Origin of the sequence: Erwinia sp. S43 (assembly GCF_016624745.1) — a bacterium.
Lineage (GTDB): Bacteria > Pseudomonadota > Gammaproteobacteria > Enterobacterales > Enterobacteriaceae > Erwinia > Erwinia coffeiphila.
In genome coordinates this window covers 1-17,657 of sequence record NZ_JACVTX010000024.1, presented here as the reverse complement: position 1 = coordinate 17,657, position 17,657 = coordinate 1, and the positions used below count along the sequence as shown (strand labels likewise).

Annotated in this window: 17 protein-coding genes; 13 read left to right on the top strand and 4 right to left on the bottom strand. The window is 57.8% G+C overall.

Annotated features, from left to right (window positions below; translation table 11 throughout):
* Nucleotides 1–5: 5 nt before the first annotated feature.
* Nucleotides 6–1,394 carry a PepSY domain-containing protein gene (locus tag IBT47_RS21125; RefSeq protein ID WP_200562802.1) on the top strand — a complete coding sequence of 463 codons (1,389 nt, stop codon included), beginning with the start codon at nucleotides 6–8 and terminating at the stop codon, nucleotides 1,392–1,394.
* 73 nt (nucleotides 1,395–1,467) lie between these two features.
* The gene (gene yobA / locus IBT47_RS21120) at nucleotides 1,468–1,842 is read left to right on the top strand and encodes a CopC domain-containing protein YobA (protein ID WP_105592743.1); all 375 of its coding nucleotides are present in this window, start codon (nucleotides 1,468–1,470) and stop codon (nucleotides 1,840–1,842) included.
* A gap of 93 nt (nucleotides 1,843–1,935) precedes the next feature.
* On the opposite strand, the gene IBT47_RS21115 is transcribed toward yobA, so the two are convergent.
* Both IBT47_RS21115 and IBT47_RS21110 read right to left on the bottom strand, forming a co-directional pair.
* Nucleotides 1,936–2,853: a pyridoxal-phosphate dependent enzyme gene (locus tag IBT47_RS21115; protein WP_200562800.1), complete on the bottom strand. Its 918-nt coding sequence runs from the start codon at nucleotides 2,851–2,853 to the stop codon at nucleotides 1,936–1,938.
* Between the two features lies 1 nt (nucleotide 2,854).
* Nucleotides 2,855–3,520, bottom strand: a complete 666-nt coding sequence (locus tag IBT47_RS21110) for an alanyl-tRNA editing protein (RefSeq protein WP_200562798.1) — start codon at nucleotides 3,518–3,520, stop codon at nucleotides 2,855–2,857.
* 98 nt (nucleotides 3,521–3,618) lie between these two features.
* On the opposite strand from IBT47_RS21110, the gene IBT47_RS21105 reads away from it, so the two are divergent.
* Nucleotides 3,619–4,329 (top strand): transcriptional regulator, encoded by a 711-nt coding sequence (locus IBT47_RS21105; protein ID WP_200562796.1) that lies wholly within the window; start codon nucleotides 3,619–3,621, stop codon nucleotides 4,327–4,329.
* Here the strand turns inward: IBT47_RS21105 and cynR are convergent.
* Nucleotides 4,277–5,173 (bottom strand): transcriptional regulator CynR, encoded by an 897-nt coding sequence (cynR, locus tag IBT47_RS21100; RefSeq protein WP_200562791.1) that lies wholly within the window; start codon nucleotides 5,171–5,173, stop codon nucleotides 4,277–4,279. The genes IBT47_RS21105 and cynR overlap by 53 nt on opposite strands.
* 108 nt (nucleotides 5,174–5,281) lie before the next feature.
* Between cynR and IBT47_RS21095 the strand changes: the two genes are divergently transcribed.
* Together IBT47_RS21095 and IBT47_RS21090 are read left to right on the top strand one after the other, a co-directional pair.
* Complete coding sequence (locus tag IBT47_RS21095) at nucleotides 5,282–6,481, top strand: cyanate transporter (RefSeq protein WP_200562789.1); 1,200 nt, start codon at nucleotides 5,282–5,284, stop codon at nucleotides 6,479–6,481.
* A 179-nt stretch (nucleotides 6,482–6,660) separates the two neighbouring features.
* Nucleotides 6,661–7,551: an oxidoreductase gene (locus IBT47_RS21090; RefSeq protein WP_200562787.1), complete on the top strand. Its 891-nt coding sequence runs from the start codon at nucleotides 6,661–6,663 to the stop codon at nucleotides 7,549–7,551.
* Here IBT47_RS21090 and IBT47_RS21085 read toward each other — a convergent pair whose 3' ends face one another.
* Nucleotides 7,552–8,259, bottom strand: a complete 708-nt coding sequence (locus IBT47_RS21085) for a YceI family protein (protein WP_370569930.1) — start codon at nucleotides 8,257–8,259, stop codon at nucleotides 7,552–7,554.
* 132 nt (nucleotides 8,260–8,391) lie between these two features.
* On the opposite strand from IBT47_RS21085, the gene IBT47_RS21080 reads away from it, so the two are divergent.
* From IBT47_RS21080 to treA, 8 genes are all read left to right on the top strand, one after another.
* On the top strand, nucleotides 8,392–9,597 hold the full coding sequence (locus IBT47_RS21080; protein WP_200562784.1) for a lysozyme inhibitor LprI family protein: 1,206 nt from the start codon (nucleotides 8,392–8,394) through the stop codon (nucleotides 9,595–9,597).
* 100 nt (nucleotides 9,598–9,697) lie between these two features.
* Nucleotides 9,698–10,213: a serine protease inhibitor ecotin gene (eco, locus tag IBT47_RS21075; RefSeq protein WP_200562782.1), complete on the top strand. Its 516-nt coding sequence runs from the start codon at nucleotides 9,698–9,700 to the stop codon at nucleotides 10,211–10,213.
* Nucleotides 10,214–10,394: 181 nt separating this feature from the next.
* The gene (argC, locus tag IBT47_RS21070; RefSeq protein ID WP_105592752.1) at nucleotides 10,395–11,324 is read left to right on the top strand and encodes an N-acetyl-gamma-glutamyl-phosphate reductase; all 930 of its coding nucleotides are present in this window, start codon (nucleotides 10,395–10,397) and stop codon (nucleotides 11,322–11,324) included.
* Between the two features lie 222 nt (nucleotides 11,325–11,546).
* Complete coding sequence (locus tag IBT47_RS21065) at nucleotides 11,547–12,149, top strand: CDP-alcohol phosphatidyltransferase family protein (protein ID WP_200562780.1); 603 nt, start codon at nucleotides 11,547–11,549, stop codon at nucleotides 12,147–12,149.
* 15 nt (nucleotides 12,150–12,164) lie between these two features.
* Nucleotides 12,165–13,928 carry a bifunctional alpha/beta hydrolase/class I SAM-dependent methyltransferase gene (locus IBT47_RS21060; protein WP_200562778.1) on the top strand — a complete coding sequence of 588 codons (1,764 nt, stop codon included), beginning with the start codon at nucleotides 12,165–12,167 and terminating at the stop codon, nucleotides 13,926–13,928.
* On the top strand, nucleotides 13,921–15,240 hold the full coding sequence (locus IBT47_RS21055) for a phosphatase PAP2/dual specificity phosphatase family protein (RefSeq protein ID WP_200562776.1): 1,320 nt from the start codon (nucleotides 13,921–13,923) through the stop codon (nucleotides 15,238–15,240). Before IBT47_RS21060 ends, IBT47_RS21055 begins: the two co-directional genes overlap by 8 nt.
* On the top strand, nucleotides 15,222–15,608 hold the full coding sequence (locus tag IBT47_RS21050) for a hypothetical protein (protein WP_200562774.1): 387 nt from the start codon (nucleotides 15,222–15,224) through the stop codon (nucleotides 15,606–15,608). Before IBT47_RS21055 ends, IBT47_RS21050 begins: the two co-directional genes overlap by 19 nt.
* Before the next feature lie 223 nt (nucleotides 15,609–15,831).
* Complete coding sequence (gene treA / locus IBT47_RS21045) at nucleotides 15,832–17,508, top strand: alpha,alpha-trehalase TreA (protein ID WP_200562771.1); 1,677 nt, start codon at nucleotides 15,832–15,834, stop codon at nucleotides 17,506–17,508.
* The last annotated feature ends 149 nt before the right edge of the window (nucleotides 17,509–17,657 follow it).

Below are 17,657 nucleotides of genomic sequence, written 5' to 3'. Positions count from 1 at the left end.
TACCCATGTCGCAAATTAAAAATAACGATAAAAAAACACGCGGAGCCGTGCTGGAGTTTTTCCGCCGTCTGCATTTTTATATCGGTTTGTTTGTTGGGCCATTTATTTTTGTCGCCGCCTTAACCGGCACGCTTTATGTGTTCAGCACGCAAATAGAGAGCCGACTTTATGCCCATGAGCTGACCACGCAGCCGGCTGGCGAAGCACATTCACTGGCCGATCAAATCTCAGCCGCGCGGGCTTACGCCGGGGAAGATACGCGAATTTATGCCGTACGCCCTGCTCCGGGCCGCACTGATACTACCCGCGTACAGTTTGTTGATCCGGTGCTGGGGTCCTCAGAATCACGGGCCGTTTTCGTTGACCCCTATTCGCTTGAAATCCGCGGCGATCTCACCGTCTATGGCAGCAGCGGATCGCTACCGCTGAGAAAATGGATCGATCAGGTTCATCGTGGGCTGCTGCTGGGCGATACCGGCCGCCTCTACAGCGAGCTGGCGGCCTCCTGGATGTGGGTGGCTGCCGTGGGTGGCGTGGTGCTGTGGTGGCTGGGTCGCCCGAAACGTCGTCTGAAAAAAGCACAGGGGCGCATGGCCGCCAGCCGCCGGTTGCACATTACCCTTGGCCTGTTTCTGCTGGCCGGTCTGCTGATGTTCTCCGCAACGGGCCTGACGTGGTCGCAGTGGGCCGGCGGCAATATTGATAAAATGCGCAGCGCCTTCAACTGGCTGACTCCACAGGTCAGAACCACGCTGGATACACATGCGGTTTCCCCTGCCCCTGCCGATCCGCACGCTGAACATCATATGTCGATGGCCGGTATGGTCATGCCTTCCGCTGAGGACAATACCTGGCAGCAGGTGCTGGCCAGCGCCCGCCGGGCAGGGATTGATGCACCGAAAGTCGAAATTCGCGGCCCGAAAAGCGAGGGCAAAGCCTGGACGGTGGCCGAAGCCCAGGCGCGCTGGCCTTCGCAGGTGGATGTCGTCGCCATCGATCCACGCGATATGCGCATTGTCGATCGCGTCTACTTCGACCAGTACCCGCTCGCCGCCAAACTGACCCGCTGGGGAATCGATTTCCATATGGGACTGTTATTCGGTCTGGCCAATCAGCTGCTGCTGACTGCCTTCGGCATCGGCGTTTGCGTGATGATTGTGCTGGGATACCGCATGTGGTGGCTACGCCGCCCGACGGCCCCCGCAGACAACGTTGCCAGTTCGCTACTCCATACCTGGCTGCGGCTACCGATGCGCTGGCGGATTGGCTCTCTGCTGGTCACCTCGGCTCTGGGTTGGTGTTTACCGGTAATGGGAGCCAGTCTGCTGGCCTTCCTGTTGATTGATGTCGCGCGCTGGCAGCAGCAGAAACGCCAGGTGTCGCAGTTCGCCTGAGTCAACGGCGATAAATGTATTCATGCTGTCGGCCATCGTCCGGCAGCCGTTTGTCACGCAAGGAGAAGTTCAGATGGTATTACGTATGAAGAAAGCCCTCACCGCCGCTGCTGTGCTGGCTGCAACACTGGTGTCTCAGCAGGCTCTGGCCCACGCTCATCTTGCCAGCGCGTCACCGGCCAGCAAGGCCGAAGTCAGCGGTTCACCAAAAGAGCTGACCCTGACCTTTACCGAAGGCGTTGAGGCCAGCTTCAGCGGTGCGGCAATCACCGATGCTGCCGGCAAAGCGGTGGACACCGCGAAGGCAACCGTCGACAGCGCGGATAATAAAGTCCTGCATATTCCGCTGTCATCAGAGCTGAAAGCCGGTGAGTACATGGTTGACTGGCACGTCCTTTCCGTCGACGGCCATAAGACCAAAGGGATGTATAACTTCACCGTGAAGTAATGCAGAATCCGGGCATCGGCGCGGCTGATGCCCGGCAAGAAAGCTAAGCTAAGCGACCCGCCGACGGCCGCTCACGACCGTCCGTTTGCTTCGCTACGCGCCGCCGTGCAGGCTGAAAAGCTGTTCGGCGGACATCGTTGCGCCGCCGCAGACGATCACCAGCGGATTGCGAAAGGCTTTCAGAACGGCTTTTTGCTCATAAATGCACGCCAGGCTCGCGCCACATGCCGGTTCCGTCACTACGCGATGATCGTCGATAAACCGACGACAGGCGCGCACCGCCTCTTCATCAGTCACCACCTCACTGATAACGGGATGCAGCCCTACCAGCCTGACTGCCTGCTCACAAACCTTTTTCGCTCCCAGACTGCTGGCAACGGTGTTGATGTGTTCCAGTTCAACCGGCTTACCGGCCTCAACGGCGGCACGAAACGAGGCGGCACCTTCCGTTTCTACTGCAATTACCGGGATATCGTATAGCCCGTTACGCTGCAGCCCTTCAATCACGCCGGACAACAACCCGCCGCCACCGACGGAAAGTACGACCGCATCGGGCCGTACGTTGCTGGCGACCACTTCATCTATCATCGAGGCGTGTCCCTGCCACAGCAGCGGATCGTCAAAGGGGTGCAGAAATGCGTCCGATTCCCCTTTCAGGGTGAGCGCATAGCGGTTGGCCTCCAGCCATGAAGCACCGTGGACGATGACGTCAGCCTGTTCAAGATGCAGCAATTCCTTCGCGCGCGCTGAGGTTGTTTCCGGAACCACCACCGTCACCGGTACGCCCAGCGTTCTGCCAGCCCAGGCAACGGCCAGCCCTGCGTTACCGCCAGACGAGGAAATAAAGCGCCGGGCCCCCTGCTCGTAATATGTTCGACAGGCCAGCCCGATTCCGCGAATTTTAAATGAACCACAGGGCTGGAGCGCATCCATTTTCAGCCAGACGTTACTGCCGCTCAGCTGGCTGAGTGCCCGTGAGTTCAGCAGTGGAGTATTCAGATGTAGTTGCATATCAGGCTGCCTGATTGAGGGTTAACGGTCGCAGATCGGCCAGTGAGTAAGAAACGGAAAGCTGCCCTTTGCGGAACTTCACGCTGCTAATCAACACCTGCCCAATCCGATCGGTACTGATGACGTGCGTACCGCCGCAGCTGTAAAACGGCAGTTCACCCCAGGTGATACGACGTATGCCCTCTGGCATAGTCTGCTGACGCGGCAGAGCCTGATTCACCAGTTTATTAACTTCATCACAGAGTAATTCAGCATCGGGGACGGCCTGCCCCGCGACTGCGGCTGCAAATACCACTCGGCCCTCACCGGGACGATGGTTGCCCTTAATCGCCTGCCAGCCCAGATCCTCGCCCACGGCGGCAATCAAATGCCCGGCGGAGTGCATACGGGTATGCAACTGCCGACACTCTTCATCCACCGCCATGGCGCACTCGCCCACCGGGAGTGCACTGTCGGTAACATGCACTATTTCATCCTTCTCCTGAAATACACCCAGCACGCTGGCATCACCAATCATACCGATGTCATAAGGCTGCCCGCCGCCCTGCGGATGGAACAGCGTTTCTGACAGAACAGTATGGAACCGGCCGTCTTCCGCCAGAGTGGATGATAGAACGGTCGCTGCGGCACGGAGGCTATCGCTTAAAAGATACAGTTTGCTGGTCATCGGCCCTCACCGGCGTTGATTTACAATCAATGTTGATGTTTCAACAATTTGTTTATATTCTTATCCAGAATGATATCTGACACAACGAGTTTTTATTGATGACTGCCAGTACCGATAAATCACTGCTGATTGGCCAGCTTAGCGCCGTTATGGACGCCTTCGCCTCCGTTGCGGGTCGCCATATCGAGGTCGTTTTACACGATCTCGCACAGCCGGAAACGTCGGTAATCAAAATTATCAATGGGCACGTTTCCGGCAGAAAACCGGGCAGTCCGCTGCTGGATGCACCGGATAACGACAGGGGGTTTCTCGGCCTGCTTAATCCTTCCGCAGCCCAGTTGGATCGCGAACCCACGGTTTTTAACAGCTATCCAACGGCCAGCCTGCAGGGGAAACCGCTACAAAGCTCAACGGTGTTCTTCAAAGATGAAAACGGCAAACCCCAACTTTCACTCTGTTTTAACGCCGACAACAGCGCGATAAATGCGGCACGCGAGGCCTTAGCCATTTTGCTGCCTCAGGAAGCGGAGGAAAAACAGGAACAGGACATCGGGCTGGAGGAAAAGCTGGATGAGATTATTCGTGCCTGCATTCCCCCCACGGGGCAGCTCAGAACCGGAGCCAGTAAGCAGGAGAAGGTCGAGATTGTTCGCCAGATGCAAAACCGGGGGATGTTTATGGTGCGCGGCGGGGTTGAGAAAGCGGCAAAAGTGCTGGGCGTGACGCGTTACACCATTTACAACTATCTTGATCAGATTAAGAAGGAAGCGGGCCCGACAACGTTGCCCACTGCAAAGCCAGCTGAATAAACGCCCGGGCGGCGGCGCTTTGATAGCTATCCCGGTGCTGCAGGATGACCGCCGTTCTCTCCAGCAGCGGCGGCTCAAGGGTAATTCCGGTCAGCAAGGTATTTTCCCTGGCGATTGCCGCGGGTAACAGCGTTGCTAACGGCGCACAGCGGATGATTTCGACTACCGCGTTGACCGAATTTGCCTCCATGACCACCCGAGGGCTCAGCCCGTTTTGCCAGCAGCAGCGATCGATCTGCCCGCGTGTGGCAAATTCTGTACTCAGCAGCACCAGCGGCAGCGCATCCAGGACCTCTAAAGACAAACTCGCGTGTTCCCCAAGGGGATGACCACTACCGACGACCAGCACCAGCGTTTCCCTGAGCAGCACCTGCGCTTCGATTTCCTGTGCATACCCCCCTGCAAAGCCAATACCCGCATCCAGTTCGCCTGCGCATAGTTGTTCCTCAATACGCTCCTGCGCCATCTCACGAATGCTGACGTTGATATCCGGGTAGCGCTGATAAAACGCGGCCAGCAGCGGCCCAATCAACCATGAGCTAAAGGTTGGCGTTACAGCAATCCGCAGCAGACCGCGACGCAGGTCTGCAACATCGTGGATCGCCCGTTTCCCCTCCTCCAGCCCCTGCAGGGTCCGCCGGGCATAGTTCAGATAAACCACTCCTGCATCGGTCAAACGAATGCTTCGGCCGCTTCGGTCGAAAAGCGTCGCGCCCAGATGCGCCTCCAACTGCCTGATCTGCTGAGACAGCGCTGGCTGAGAGACATGCAGTGCCTGAGCTGCACGGGTAAAGCTTTGATGCTCGGCTACGGCCAGAAAATAGTTGATATGTCGAAGCAGCATGACGCCATCCCATAAGCAGAACCAATAGACTTAATCATAAATGAATATTTTATCTTATGTGAACTCATCCTTACCCTTCTGCGAACGATAAGTAATGAGAGTGATGTGATGAGTCTGAAGATAAAAAACGGCCTGATGCTGCTGGTTCTGGTGCTGGTTGGCCTGAATATGCGTCCTCTGCTGACCTCGGTGGGACCGCTACTGCCGCAGCTTCGCGATGCCAGCGGAATGAGCTTTGCACTGGCTTCCCTGCTTACCGCTCTGCCGGTAGTGGCAATGGGGATAATGGCGCTGGCAGGAGAGTGGCTGAGCCACCATCTGAACGAGCGTAAAACCGTCGCGCTGAGCCTGATGACCATCGCCGCGGGCGCACTGCTGCGCGTACTGGCTCCTCACAGCACTCTCCTGTTGAGCAGTGCATTAATCGGCGGAATTGGCATTGGCCTGATTCAGGCCACCATTCCTGGCATCATTAAGCGGCTCTTCGGCCACAGCACACCCGCGGTTATGGGGCTGTGGTCGGCTGCACTAATGGGCGGGGGCGGGCTGGGTGCGGCAGTGACCCCGTGGCTGGCACAGCACAGCGAGGTGTGGTTTCACGCGCTGGCGTGGTGGTCGCTACCGGCCATTCTGGCGCTCACCGGCTGGATCGTCATCGGTCAGTCCGCCATTCGTCCACCGATTAAAACGTTATCTGCCCCTCGGGTACGGTTACATGTCAGCCCGCGCGCATGGCTGCTCGGGCTGTACTTCGGGTTGATTAACGGCGGGTATACCAGTCTGGTCGCCTGGCTACCGCCCTATTATATGCAGCTTGGGTCCACGCCGCAGTCCAGCGGCAGTCTGCTGGCGCTGCTGACGCTGGGCCAAACGGCAGGCGCGCTACTGACGCCAATGCTGGCGCGTCATCAGGATCGGCGTCGGTTATTGCTGATTGCGCTGATGATGCAGTTGGTGGGATTCTGCGGTTTTATCTGGCTACCGCAGCAGTTGCCGGTTGGCTGGGCGCTGATTTGCGGGGTGGGCCTGGGCGGCACCTTCCCGCTGAGTCTGGTGCTGGCGCTGGAGCACTCTTCCCATGCACCTCTTGCCGCACGGCTGGTGGCTTTTATGCAGGGCATCGGTTTTATTATCGCCGGGGTATCACCCTATCTGTCCGGATTCCTGCGCAGCACCACCGGCGATTATCTGGCCGACTGGATCTTTCACGCCGCCTGCGTGGCAGGTCTGATGTTGCTGACGCTGCGCTTTGCTCCGTCGCGCTATCCCTCCGAGTGGCAGGCGGCTTCCCACCAAAAAATCATCTGACGAAATAGGGTCAGGCTCAACTCGGTGATGTTTTTTTGGACGATCGCCCCTGGTTTGTTCATATTACCAGGGGAAGATAATGCGCCAGGCGGATACGGTGCAGCAGCCGGAGCACGCTCGCGCACAGTATTACTGGTTTCTGTCATCCCCGAATCGCTGATTAACAGGAAAAACGCATCATGTCCCAATACCCTGCTATTGCACTTATCGGCCCCGGTGCGATTGGCATCACCGTCGCGGCAGCGTTGCATGAAGCTGGCCGCACACCCACGCTCTGTGGACGTACCGCCCACGACAGCCTGCTGCTGCGCGTGGACAACCACCGCATTGAAATCCCCGGCCCGATCCTTACCCATCCTTCCGCTGTTCAACAGCATCACGACCTGGTGTTCGTGGCGGTAAAATCCACTCAGGTTGCCGAAGCCGCACCGTGGCTGGCGGCGCTGTGCAGCGAAAAGACCGTGGTTTGCGTACTGCAAAACGGTGTTGAACAGCGTTCACTTTTTGCGCCTTACCTCTCCGCGCAGCAGATCCTGCCCTCGGTCGTATGGTTCCCCGCGCAGCGCGAAACGGGAAATGCCGTGTGGTTGCGCAGCAGCCCGCGCCTCACCCTGCCGGATGTAGCGGAAAGTCATCTGGTGCTTGAAGCGCTGCAAGGGACACGCTGTGAGGTTGATGTCACCACCGATTTCACGCAGGTAGCCTGGCGTAAACTGATGCAAAACGCACTGGCCGGATTGATGGTGCTGACCGGCCGCCGTGCCGGGATGTTTTCTCGCATTGATATCACCGGCCTGTCGCTTGCGCTGCTCCAGGAATGCCTGGCGGTGGCGCGTGCAGAGGGAGCCGCGCTGGGGGATGAGGTTCCGCAAGAGATCCTGGCCTGGTTCCATCGTGCGCCTGCCGACCTCAGTACATCAATTTTGACCGATCGTCAGGCGGATCGCCCACTGGAATGGGATTGCCGCAACGGTGTGATCCAGCGACGAGGCCAGGCGCACGGCATTGCAACACCGATTAGCGATCTGATTGTTCCCCTGCTCGCCGCCGCCAGCGACGGACCGGGATGATTACGGCGAGCTGGCATTCTCGTCAGGGGCCAGATGCGCGCGAATAGCGATATCAATTTTAATGCGGTCGTCTACCAGTATGGCCAGACGATCCATCTTAAATGCCGAGCGGGAGATAGTCGTGGTGGCGAACAGCACCAGTTCATCAGGCGATGATAATGCCTCCTTTCCAGCCATTGTGGCTTCAAGGATCACCGGGCGCTGGACGTTTTTAACCTGCAGCAGACCAAAAATTTTGTACTGCCCCTGGCCTTTATCGACCACTCGTGTACTGGTAAAAATAATATCGCGGTAGCGAACTGCGTCAAAAAACAACTGGCTCTTCAACTGCCAGGTCAGCATATCGTTAGAGGCCTTCAGGGTAGAAACCGGAATTTTGACGTTGATGCGGTCGTTATAATCATGGCCGGGGTCCAGCAAAACCTCACCGGTGACACCGCTGAGCCGTGCCTGAGAGAACGTGTCGCCGAAAGCATTCCATGACAGTGCGATATCGGTCCTGTCGGTCGCAACCTGATAAGTGAGAGGCGTCGCGTGCAGCATCGGGCTGGAAAGCAGGCCGAAAGCCAGCAGCGTGGCGATGCGGGTCATACCGTAATTCTCCTCAAAACAGACCGGGCGCACAAACGCCCGTTTTAGCGAGTTATTGGGGAACTCAATGACTAAAATTCGATGCACCACGGCTTGCAAGCGGGTATGAGGGAACATTTCGCTCCCGAAAACAGGACATACATTACGGTATTCATTCAACTCAGGGTGATGCAGGAAATGCGTCTTTTACTTGCCGCTATCTTTAGGATAACGTGGCAAATTATCCCCTCTACTTCAAAAGGAATGCCCATGGCGATACGCGCTGTTCTGTCCGAAAAATCCCGTCTTTTCATGCTGATGCTGCCAGTTTTTGGCTGTTTTTCAGCGCAGGCGGCCTCTTTCGACTGCCAGAAAGCAGCCACGCCAACGGAGCGAGCAATCTGTGCCGATAAGGCACTCAGTGATAAGGATGCGTCGATTGCTGACAACTATCAGCAGCTGGTTGCGGTGCTGCCTGAAGCTGAAATCAACACATTGCGCACCGAACAGCGCAACTGGCTGAAACAACGCAATAGCTGCGCCAGCGACAGCGCATCGCTCAATTCCTGTCTGGGCCAACAGTTAACCCTACGTGAAGGTGCACTCAGCACGCGGCTACATCCGGCGCAGGCGGCGTTAGATGCGGTGATTGCCACCATCCCGACGACACCAGCCCAATCGGCGATACAGCTGCGTCACTACAGCAGCAGCCCGCTGGCCGCGGCCTGGCTGGTCTATCTGCATCAGTTTATTCCGACCAGCGGCGTCAGTCAGCAGGAGGCACAACGGGCCGAAAATACCGCCATTGCGGCCATCACCGCGCAGGACAGTTTTGCCGCCTCGATTTTGCAGGATACGCGAAAAGATCCAAAAACCTCACGCGATGAAGCCGTGCTGCTGCTGCTGCGCATGACCATTGAAATGAACGGCTACGGCGCAGAAGATCGCCCCTACGTTCACTGCTTCGTTTTTGCCCGTCAGGGGGATGCGGCTTACCAGGCATTTGGCCCGCTCTACGGTTCCAGCCGTGATAGTTCCGCGCCCATCTGTGCTCCGCAGGGTGGACTGTTTAAACAGGAAGCCTGGCGGCAGCTGCGTAATCAGCTGACCGCGCCGGAAAGCGCGGTCAGTGCCAATGCAGGCACCATCCGCTTTGCCAGTTTCGCCGCCTGGCGCATCCTGGCTCTGCGCGCCACCCTGTCACCGCAAAGTTTCCTGAAATCAGAACAGGACACGGAACAAAACGGCGATCCGGCGCAGCGCATTCGCGACTGGACCGATGAAAAGAACTGGCCTGCCACCCAGCGACAGCTGACGCTGGCGGCAATCGAACCCGCCCGGCAGGCCACCAGCCAGTGGCTGCAGCTGGAGCGTGGTTTTTCCGCTACGGATGCTGCCACTGCCGCACAGAATATCGTAAAACAGTGGCTAAACCAGCATCTGGATTATATTTCCGAGAACAGCGACAGCGAATAATTCCGCAATAACAATCTTAAAGCCACATGATTTACCTTTATGTGCGGTTTTTTCGGTGTATAATTCCAGCATTTTCACCGATCATTTAAAGGAAGAAACGATGAATACGCTGTTTTCAACTCTCTCTGTTTTGCTGCTGGCCGGCTCCGTCTCGGCCATCGCGGCCTCCGGTACACCACCGGAAGGCAGCCCGAGCCAACAGCCGCTGGAGAAAATTGCACCGTATCCGCAGGCCGAAGCGGGAATGACCCGCCAGGTGATTACCCTGCCGCCAAAGGATAATGAGCGGGATCTTAAAGTAGAGCTGCTGATCGGTAAAACGCTGGAAGTGGACTGTAACCGGCATATGATTGGCGGCACGATCAAACGTGAAACGCTCTCCGGCTGGGGCTACGACTATCTGGTCATTGAGAAGCTTTCTGAACCGGCATCGACCATGATGGCCTGCCCCGATCGCGCCAGACAGCAAAAATTTATCGCCGCCAACCTGGGTGAGGATGCCTTCCAGCGCTACAACAGCCGCCTGCCGATTGTGGTCTACGTACCAAAAGATGTGCAGGTAAAATACCGCATCTGGCAGGCCTCTGAGACGATAAATCAGGCCACCGAAAAATAAGCATAGCCTTCCCACTGGCGGGATTCGCCGCCGGTGGGAAGGTCAGAATCCGCTGACTTCAATCAGCATAAAAAATCCCTCGGCGTGAATATTCATGCAAATTTTTTCATAAAGCGCTTTTAATCTGCTGCAATCTGATTACACTGTTTTTTTCTCATTTATTCTTAAGGCAAAGGCTGTAATGAGTCAGAAATATCGTGTGTTCATCGACGGTCAGGCGGGTACGACCGGTTTGCAAATCCAGCAGCGTCTGGCCCGTCATCCCCACATCGAATTACTCAGCATTGACGACGCACAGCGTAAAGAAGCGTCTGCCCGTCAGGCCCTGATGAAACAGGCTGACGTCACTATCCTTTGCCTGCCCGACGCCGCCGCACGTGAAGCCGTTGCTCTGGCTGATGAAGTCGGTGCCCGCGTGCTTGATGCCAGCTCGGCGCACCGCGTGCAGGACGGCTGGGTTTATGGTCTGCCGGAACTGGATGCCGGTCAGCGTGAGAAAATCCGCCAGGCCAGCCACGTCTCCAACCCTGGCTGCTATGCCACCGGCGCTATCGCCCTGCTCGCCCCACTCACCCGCGCCGGACTGCTGGCCGCCGATCGTCCGCTGGCGATCAATGCGGTATCGGGATACAGCGGCGGCGGTAAAGCGATGATTGAAAAGTACCAGCAGCAGGGTACTGGCTTTGCCGCCTACGGCCTGGGCTTCGATCATAAGCATCTGAAAGAGATGCAGGCCTGGGGCGGATTGAGCACCCGGCCGATCTTCCAACCGGGCGTGGGTGACTATGCACAGGGCATGCTGGTATTTATTCCGCTGAACGATACCGACGGCGAGCCGTTGCAGCGTGAGCTGGCGGCGTTCTATGCCGGTCAGCAGTTTATCCAGGTCCGCGAGCTGAATAATCTGGACGGCGATACCGCGCCATACCTGCTGCCGGAAGCATTAAACAACAGCAACAATATGGAGCTGTTCGTCTTTACCCATCCACAGCAGCGCCAGACGATACTGGTTGCGCGCCTGGACAACCTCGGTAAAGGCGCGTCCGGGGCTGCCGTACAGAACCTGAATATTATGCTGGGCCTGGCGGAAGAAACCTGCGTTAATCTGTAACTGCTTTTAAGCCGGGAACCATAATGTTCCCGGCTCTCCGCCCGCTGCGGCGGCAAAAGTCCCCATCTGAGTTATATTTATCCGCATCCCTCCCCGTATTGCACCCCAGTGCGCACGCGGGATTGTAACGACGGTATTCGCAGCACGTGATTCACAACACCGGATATCCATCACACCCGAACGGGCAACGCGCCCGTCGCGAAGAAAGGCAGGAGCCAAAACGTGACGCTGTACGACATCAAACCCAAATTTCAAAACCTGTTAAGACCGCTGGTTGCCCGTCTGCATGCATGCGGCGTGACCGCTAACCAGGTCACCCTGCTGGCCATGCTGGCCTCGATCGTGCTGGGCGGTATATTGATCGCCTTCCCACATCCGCTGTTATTTATTTCCCTGCCGATTTTCTTGTTTCTGCGCATGGCGCTGAACGCCATCGACGGCATGCTGGCGAGGGAATTCAACCAGCAGTCCACCCTGGGTGCGGTATTGAATGAAGTCGGTGACATCATCTCCGATGCCGCACTCTATCTGGCTTTTGCTTTCGTGGCCGGTATCTCGCCGTGGCTGGTGATTCTGGTGGTGCTGCTCGCCTGGCTGACGGAGTTCTGCGGGATAATCTGCCAGACGCTGACCGGCGTGCGCGACTATCGCGGCCCGCTGGGGAAAAGCGATCGCGCCTTCGTTTTCGGTGCCTCAGGCCTGATCATAGCCCTCTGGCCGCAGTATATCGCCGCGTTTAACGTGGTATTTGCCGTCTGCGCCCTGCTGCTGGTCTGGACCTGCATTAACCGCTGCCGCAGTGCGATTGCGGCGAAAACCGCCTGAAAAAAGGAAACGGCCATGACTCAGCCATCACGTGAATATCAGGAAGGCACCTTCGCCACCAGTGACGGAGCCACGCTCTATTTTCGCCACTGGCCCGCTGCGGAAAGCGGCAGCCGTAAAGTCATCGTGCTGTTTCATCGCGGGCACGAGCACTCCGGGCGATTGCAGCACGTTGTCGATGAGCTGATGATGCCCGACACGCACTTTTATGCCTGGGACGCGCGCGGCCACGGCCATACCCCTGGAGATCGCGGCTACAGCCCAAGCCTGGCGCGTTCAGTGCTGGACGTCGATGAATTCGTGCGCTTTGTTGCCCGTGATGCACAGGTTGGCCTGGAGGATATCGTGGCAGTTGCCCAAAGCGTCGGCGCGGTTCTGGTCGCCACCTGGGTACACGACTACGCGCCGAAAATACGCGGCATGGTGCTGGCATCACCCGCCTTTAAGGTCAAACTGTATGTGCCTTTTGCCCGCGCAGGGCTGGGATTAATGCAGCGCATACGCGGGCTGTTTTACGTCAATTCCTACGTGAAGGGAAAATTCCTCAGCCACGATCCGCAGCGCATCGCCAGCTTCGAGCAGGACCCGCTGATTACCCGGCAGATCGCCGTCAATATCCTGCTCGATCTCTACAAGACCGCCGAACGCATTGTCTCCGATTCTGCTGCTATCACCCTGCCGACTCAGTTGCTGATTTCCGGCGATGACTTCGTGGTGCACGCTAAACCGCAGAAGCAGTTTTATGCCGGTCTGCGCAGCGCAATCAAAGAGCAGCATATCCTGCCCGGCTTCTACCACGACACGCTGGGTGAGAAAGATCGCCAGCTGGCGTTCGATAAGATGAAAAACTTTATCGACCGTCTTTATACGACTGCGCCTTACGTCTTTGACTATGGTCAGGAAGATCGCTGGAGCCCGAGCGCGGACGCCTTTCGCGAACTGCAGGCTCCGCCGAATTCACGCTCGCCGCAGGGGCTGTTTTACGCCGCGATGCGCTACGGCATGAAAACCATCGGCCGACAGTCTGCGGGAATGCGGCTGGGCTATGAAACCGGCTTTGATTCCGGCAGCACGCTGGATTATGTCTACCGCAATCGGCCGGAAGGCAACGGCATACTGGGGCGAGTCATCGATCGTCAGTACCTGAACAGCATCGGCTGGCGCGGTATTCGAATACGCAAAGAAAACCTCCAGCGGATGATTAGCACCGCGGTAGCGCAGCTACAGCAGGGAAACCTGCCGGTACGGGTGGTGGATATTGCTGCAGGACACGGCCGCTACGTGCTGGATGCGCTGGAACACCAGCCTGGCGTCGACAGCATTCTGCTGCGGGATTACAGCGATCTCAACGTGGAGAAAGGACAGGCGATGATCGCAGAACGCGGGCTGAGCGAGCGGGTACAGTTCCGCCACGGTAATGCGTTTGATACCGAATCCCTGGCCGCGCTCGATCCGGCACCCACGCTGGGCATCGTCTCCGGGCTGTATGAACTGTTCCCGGATAATGCGCTGATTAAAGCCTCGCTGGCCGGGCTGGCGGCGGCGATCCCACCGGGCGGCGTGCTGGTGTATACCGGGCAGCCGTGGCATCCGCAGCTCAAAACTATCGCCTGGACGCTGACCAGCCATCAAAACGGCATGCCGTGGATTATGCGCGTGCGCAGCCAGAAAGAGATGGATACGCTGGTGGAAGAAGCCGGTTTCGAAAAGCGCCAGCAGGCGATTGATGAATTCGGTATTTTCACCGTATCGCTGGCGGTGAGAAAGCCCCATGGCTGATTCGGTTATCGCACCGGGCCGTTATCGCCTGTGGATACAGGGGCTTTGCTGGCTGCTGCTGCTCGGGCCGCTGTTCTTTCTCAGCTACGGTCAGGTCAACCATTTTACCGCCACCCGTGCCGATGTCGGCAGCCTGGTTTTCAGCTGGGAACACGCGATCCCGTTTATCCCCTGGACCATCGTGCCCTACTGGAGCATCGATCTGCTGTACGGCCTTTCGCTGTTTATCTGCACTTCTCAGCGCGAGCTGACCCGCCATGCCTGGCGACTGCTGGCGGCGTCGCTGGTGGCCTGCGTTGGATTTTTACTTTTCCCACTGCGCTTCACCTTTAGCCGCCCGGAATCACCGGGGATCTTCGGCTGGCTGTTCCACCAGCTTGAACAGTTCGACCTGCCCTATAATCAGGCGCCCTCACTGCATATTATTCTGGCCTGGCTGCTGTGGCTGCGTTTTCGCCAGCATGTGACTGGCCCGATGCGCTGGCTGGTCGGTGGCGGATTCTGGCTAATCGCGGTGTCGGTGATGACCACCTGGCAGCACCATTTTATTGACGTGCTGACCGGTATTGCAGCGGGCATCGCTATCAGCTATGCCATTCCGATGTCGGGTAGCTGGCGCTGGCAGCGCCCCTCTTCTCACGCCCGGCGGCTTGCGGCACGCTATGCCGCTGCTGCACTGCTGCTGGGGCTTATCGCGTGGGCGATGCCTTACTGTGCTGTTCTGCTGTGGCCCGCCGCCGCGCTGCTGATGGTGGCAACCGGGTATGGCGGGCTGGGAACCCGCGTATTTCAGAAAACGCCGGAGGGCCAGATATCGCTCTCCGCCCGCTGGCTGCTGTTGCCCTATCTGGTTGGAGCCAGGCTGTCGAAACGCTGGTTTTCCCGCCGGTTACCCGCGTCGTCGCCGATTTCAGGCGGTGTGTCCCTTGGCGGTTTTCCCGATAAGGCGTCACCGCAGGCGGCCGTGCTGGATCTGACCGCTGAATTTCATCACCGCCCCGAACCAGAAACTGTCTGGCACAGCTGCCCAATGATGGATCTGCTGGTGCCGGAAATCGCCGATCTACAGCACGCGGTGGATCGGCTAAACCTGCTGCGTCAGTCGCAGGACACACTGCGGGTCTGCTGCGCCCTTGGACTTTCCCGCAGCGCGACGGTGGTGGCCGCTTGGCTACTGACGGAAAAGCATGCCGACAGTGTTGAAGCTGCGGTGGCAATGATCCGCTCGCAGCGACCTCAGGTGGTGCTGACGCCGGATCATCTCCGGCTGCTGGAACAGTTTAAGGAGGCACAATGCCCGACATCCGTATGACGCAGCGCGTGATTCATATTCATCTCGCCAGCTGGCGCTTCTTTTCCGCACTGGCCCTGCCGCCGCTGTTGCTGGCCCTGCTTCTGTTCGGGTCATATCAGAGCGCGTTCTTGCTGCTGCTGTTTCTGCTGACGCAGTATTACTGCTGGCGTCTGTGGCTGGATGAGCGGCTGTTTCAGCTGGTAAACAGTGAGGATGACCTTGCCGCATTTGATGCCGGGATGGCTCGTTTGTGGGCCGTGAAACCCGGAGCTACGCGTTCACTGGAGGATCGCTGGCTGGGCGCACGTCGGATACTTCACCGGGCAATCTGTGCGCTAGTCTGCCTCTGGCTGGTAGCGATATTTTCCACGCTGTGGATGATTTAGTCAGGCACTGACCTGAACCTGCTGCCGATGCCGTTATTCATCCGACTTTATGGATAAATAACGTATTATCGGCACGGTTTTCCCCACCGCTTTAAGCGCAAAAATGCCCGTCTGACTCACATTTTCCGGCCTGCCTCCCTGACCAAATGCGAAAAGTCGTCTAAAGTTTTTCGCAGGGTCAATAGCTTACAGATCAACCGGATCTGGACATGGAGAAAAGCCGATGAGAAAAGTCGAACAACGTCGATTGAGTACGCGCCTGATTTATCCGCTTCTGCTGGCGGGAATGGTTGCGGCCAGCTGTACGGCGCAGGCGGAAGATAATCAGCGGATGCTGAGCAGTACTCCGCAGCCGCCGGATGTGCGTCTCGGACCGCTGTATCACGCCGTTCAGGCAGCGAAACTCTACCCGGACCAGAAAACCTTCGCCGATGCGGTGCCTCACGGCGATCCGACCTCTATTCTCGCCGACTGGCAGATGCAGAAAACCCAGGGCAATTTTGACCTGAAGCGCTTTGTGAATACCAACTTTACGCTGCCCGCCGAAGGGGAAAAGTATGTGCCTCCCGCCGGGCAGAGCCTGCGTGAACATATTAACGGCCTGTGGCCGGTGCTGACCCGTTCCGCCAGCCAGGCTAACCAGTGGGATTCCCTGCTGCCGCTGCCGAAGCCCTATGTGGTTCCGGGCGGTCGCTTCCGCGAAGTCTATTACTGGGACAGCTATTTCACCATGCTGGGGCTGGCGGAGAGCGGTCACTGGGATCGCGTGCAGGACATGGTGGACAACTTCGCCTCTGAGCTGGATAAGTACGGCCATATTCCGAACGGCAACCGCAGCTACTATCTGAGCCGCTCACAGCCGCCGTTCTTCAGTATGATGGTCGATCTGCTGGCTACGCACGGTGGCGACGAGGTTTACAGCAAATATCGCCCGCAGCTGCAAAAAGAGTACGACTACTGGATGGCCGATGCCGATAGCGTGGCCGCCGGTGCCGCCAGCAAGCGCGTAGTGAAGCTGAAAGACGGTACGGTGCTGAACCGCTACTGGGATGCGCGTGATGTGCCGCGTACCGAATCTTACATGGATGACATCAGCACCGCCGATAAAGCCAAAAATCGTGAAAAGGCTGCGCTGTATCGCGATCTGCGTGCGGGTGCGGCCTCGGGCTGGGATTTCAGCTCGCGCTGGTTTGATAAGCCCGACGATCTCAGCACTATCCACACCACGCGCATCGTTCCGGTCGATTTGAATGCGCTGGTGTTCCACCTGGAGAAAACCCTGGCAAAAGCCAGCCGGATCGCCAAAGACGATGCGGCAGCGAAGCGTTTTGATGCCCAGGCGGAAACCCGCAAGCAGGCAATCAACCGCTATCTGTGGGATGAAAAACAGGGGTGGTACGCGGATTACGACTGGCAGAAAGCCAGCGTGCGCCCGCAGCTGACCGCCGCCGCGCTGTTCCCGCTCTACCTGCAGGCGGCCACCGATGAGCACGCAAGCAAAACCGCCAGTGCCGTCCAGGCGCAGTTGTTGAAGGAGGGGGGTCTGGTCACCACGACCGTTAACAACGGCCAGCAGTGGGATGCACCCAACGGCTGGGCACCGTTGCAGTGGGCGGCCGTTGAGGGGCTGAATCACTATGGCAAGCAGGAGCTGGCAAAAGAGGTTGGCATGCGCTTCCTGCAGAATGTGCAGGCAACCTACGATAAAGAGCACAAGCTGGTGGAAAAATACGTGGTGGAAGGGAAAGGTCTGGGCGGTGGCGGCGGTGGTGAATATCCGTTACAGGACGGTTTTGGCTGGACCAATGGGGTGACGCTGAAGCTGCTGGATCTGTACTGCCCGAAGGATAAGACCTGTAATAATGTGGGTGATATCGGGGTGGAGAAAGCGGCGCAGTAAAGAGAGATAGATTTGTGGCCTGCCATCATGGTGATGGCGCTGACTGGTGGTTTTCCCTAATGGGCGGTCCTCGCGCCGCGTTGCGGTGCCTTTACTTATTTCGTCAGCCTTTCGGACCAGTGCAGACGGGGCGTCCTGCCCCGGCTGCA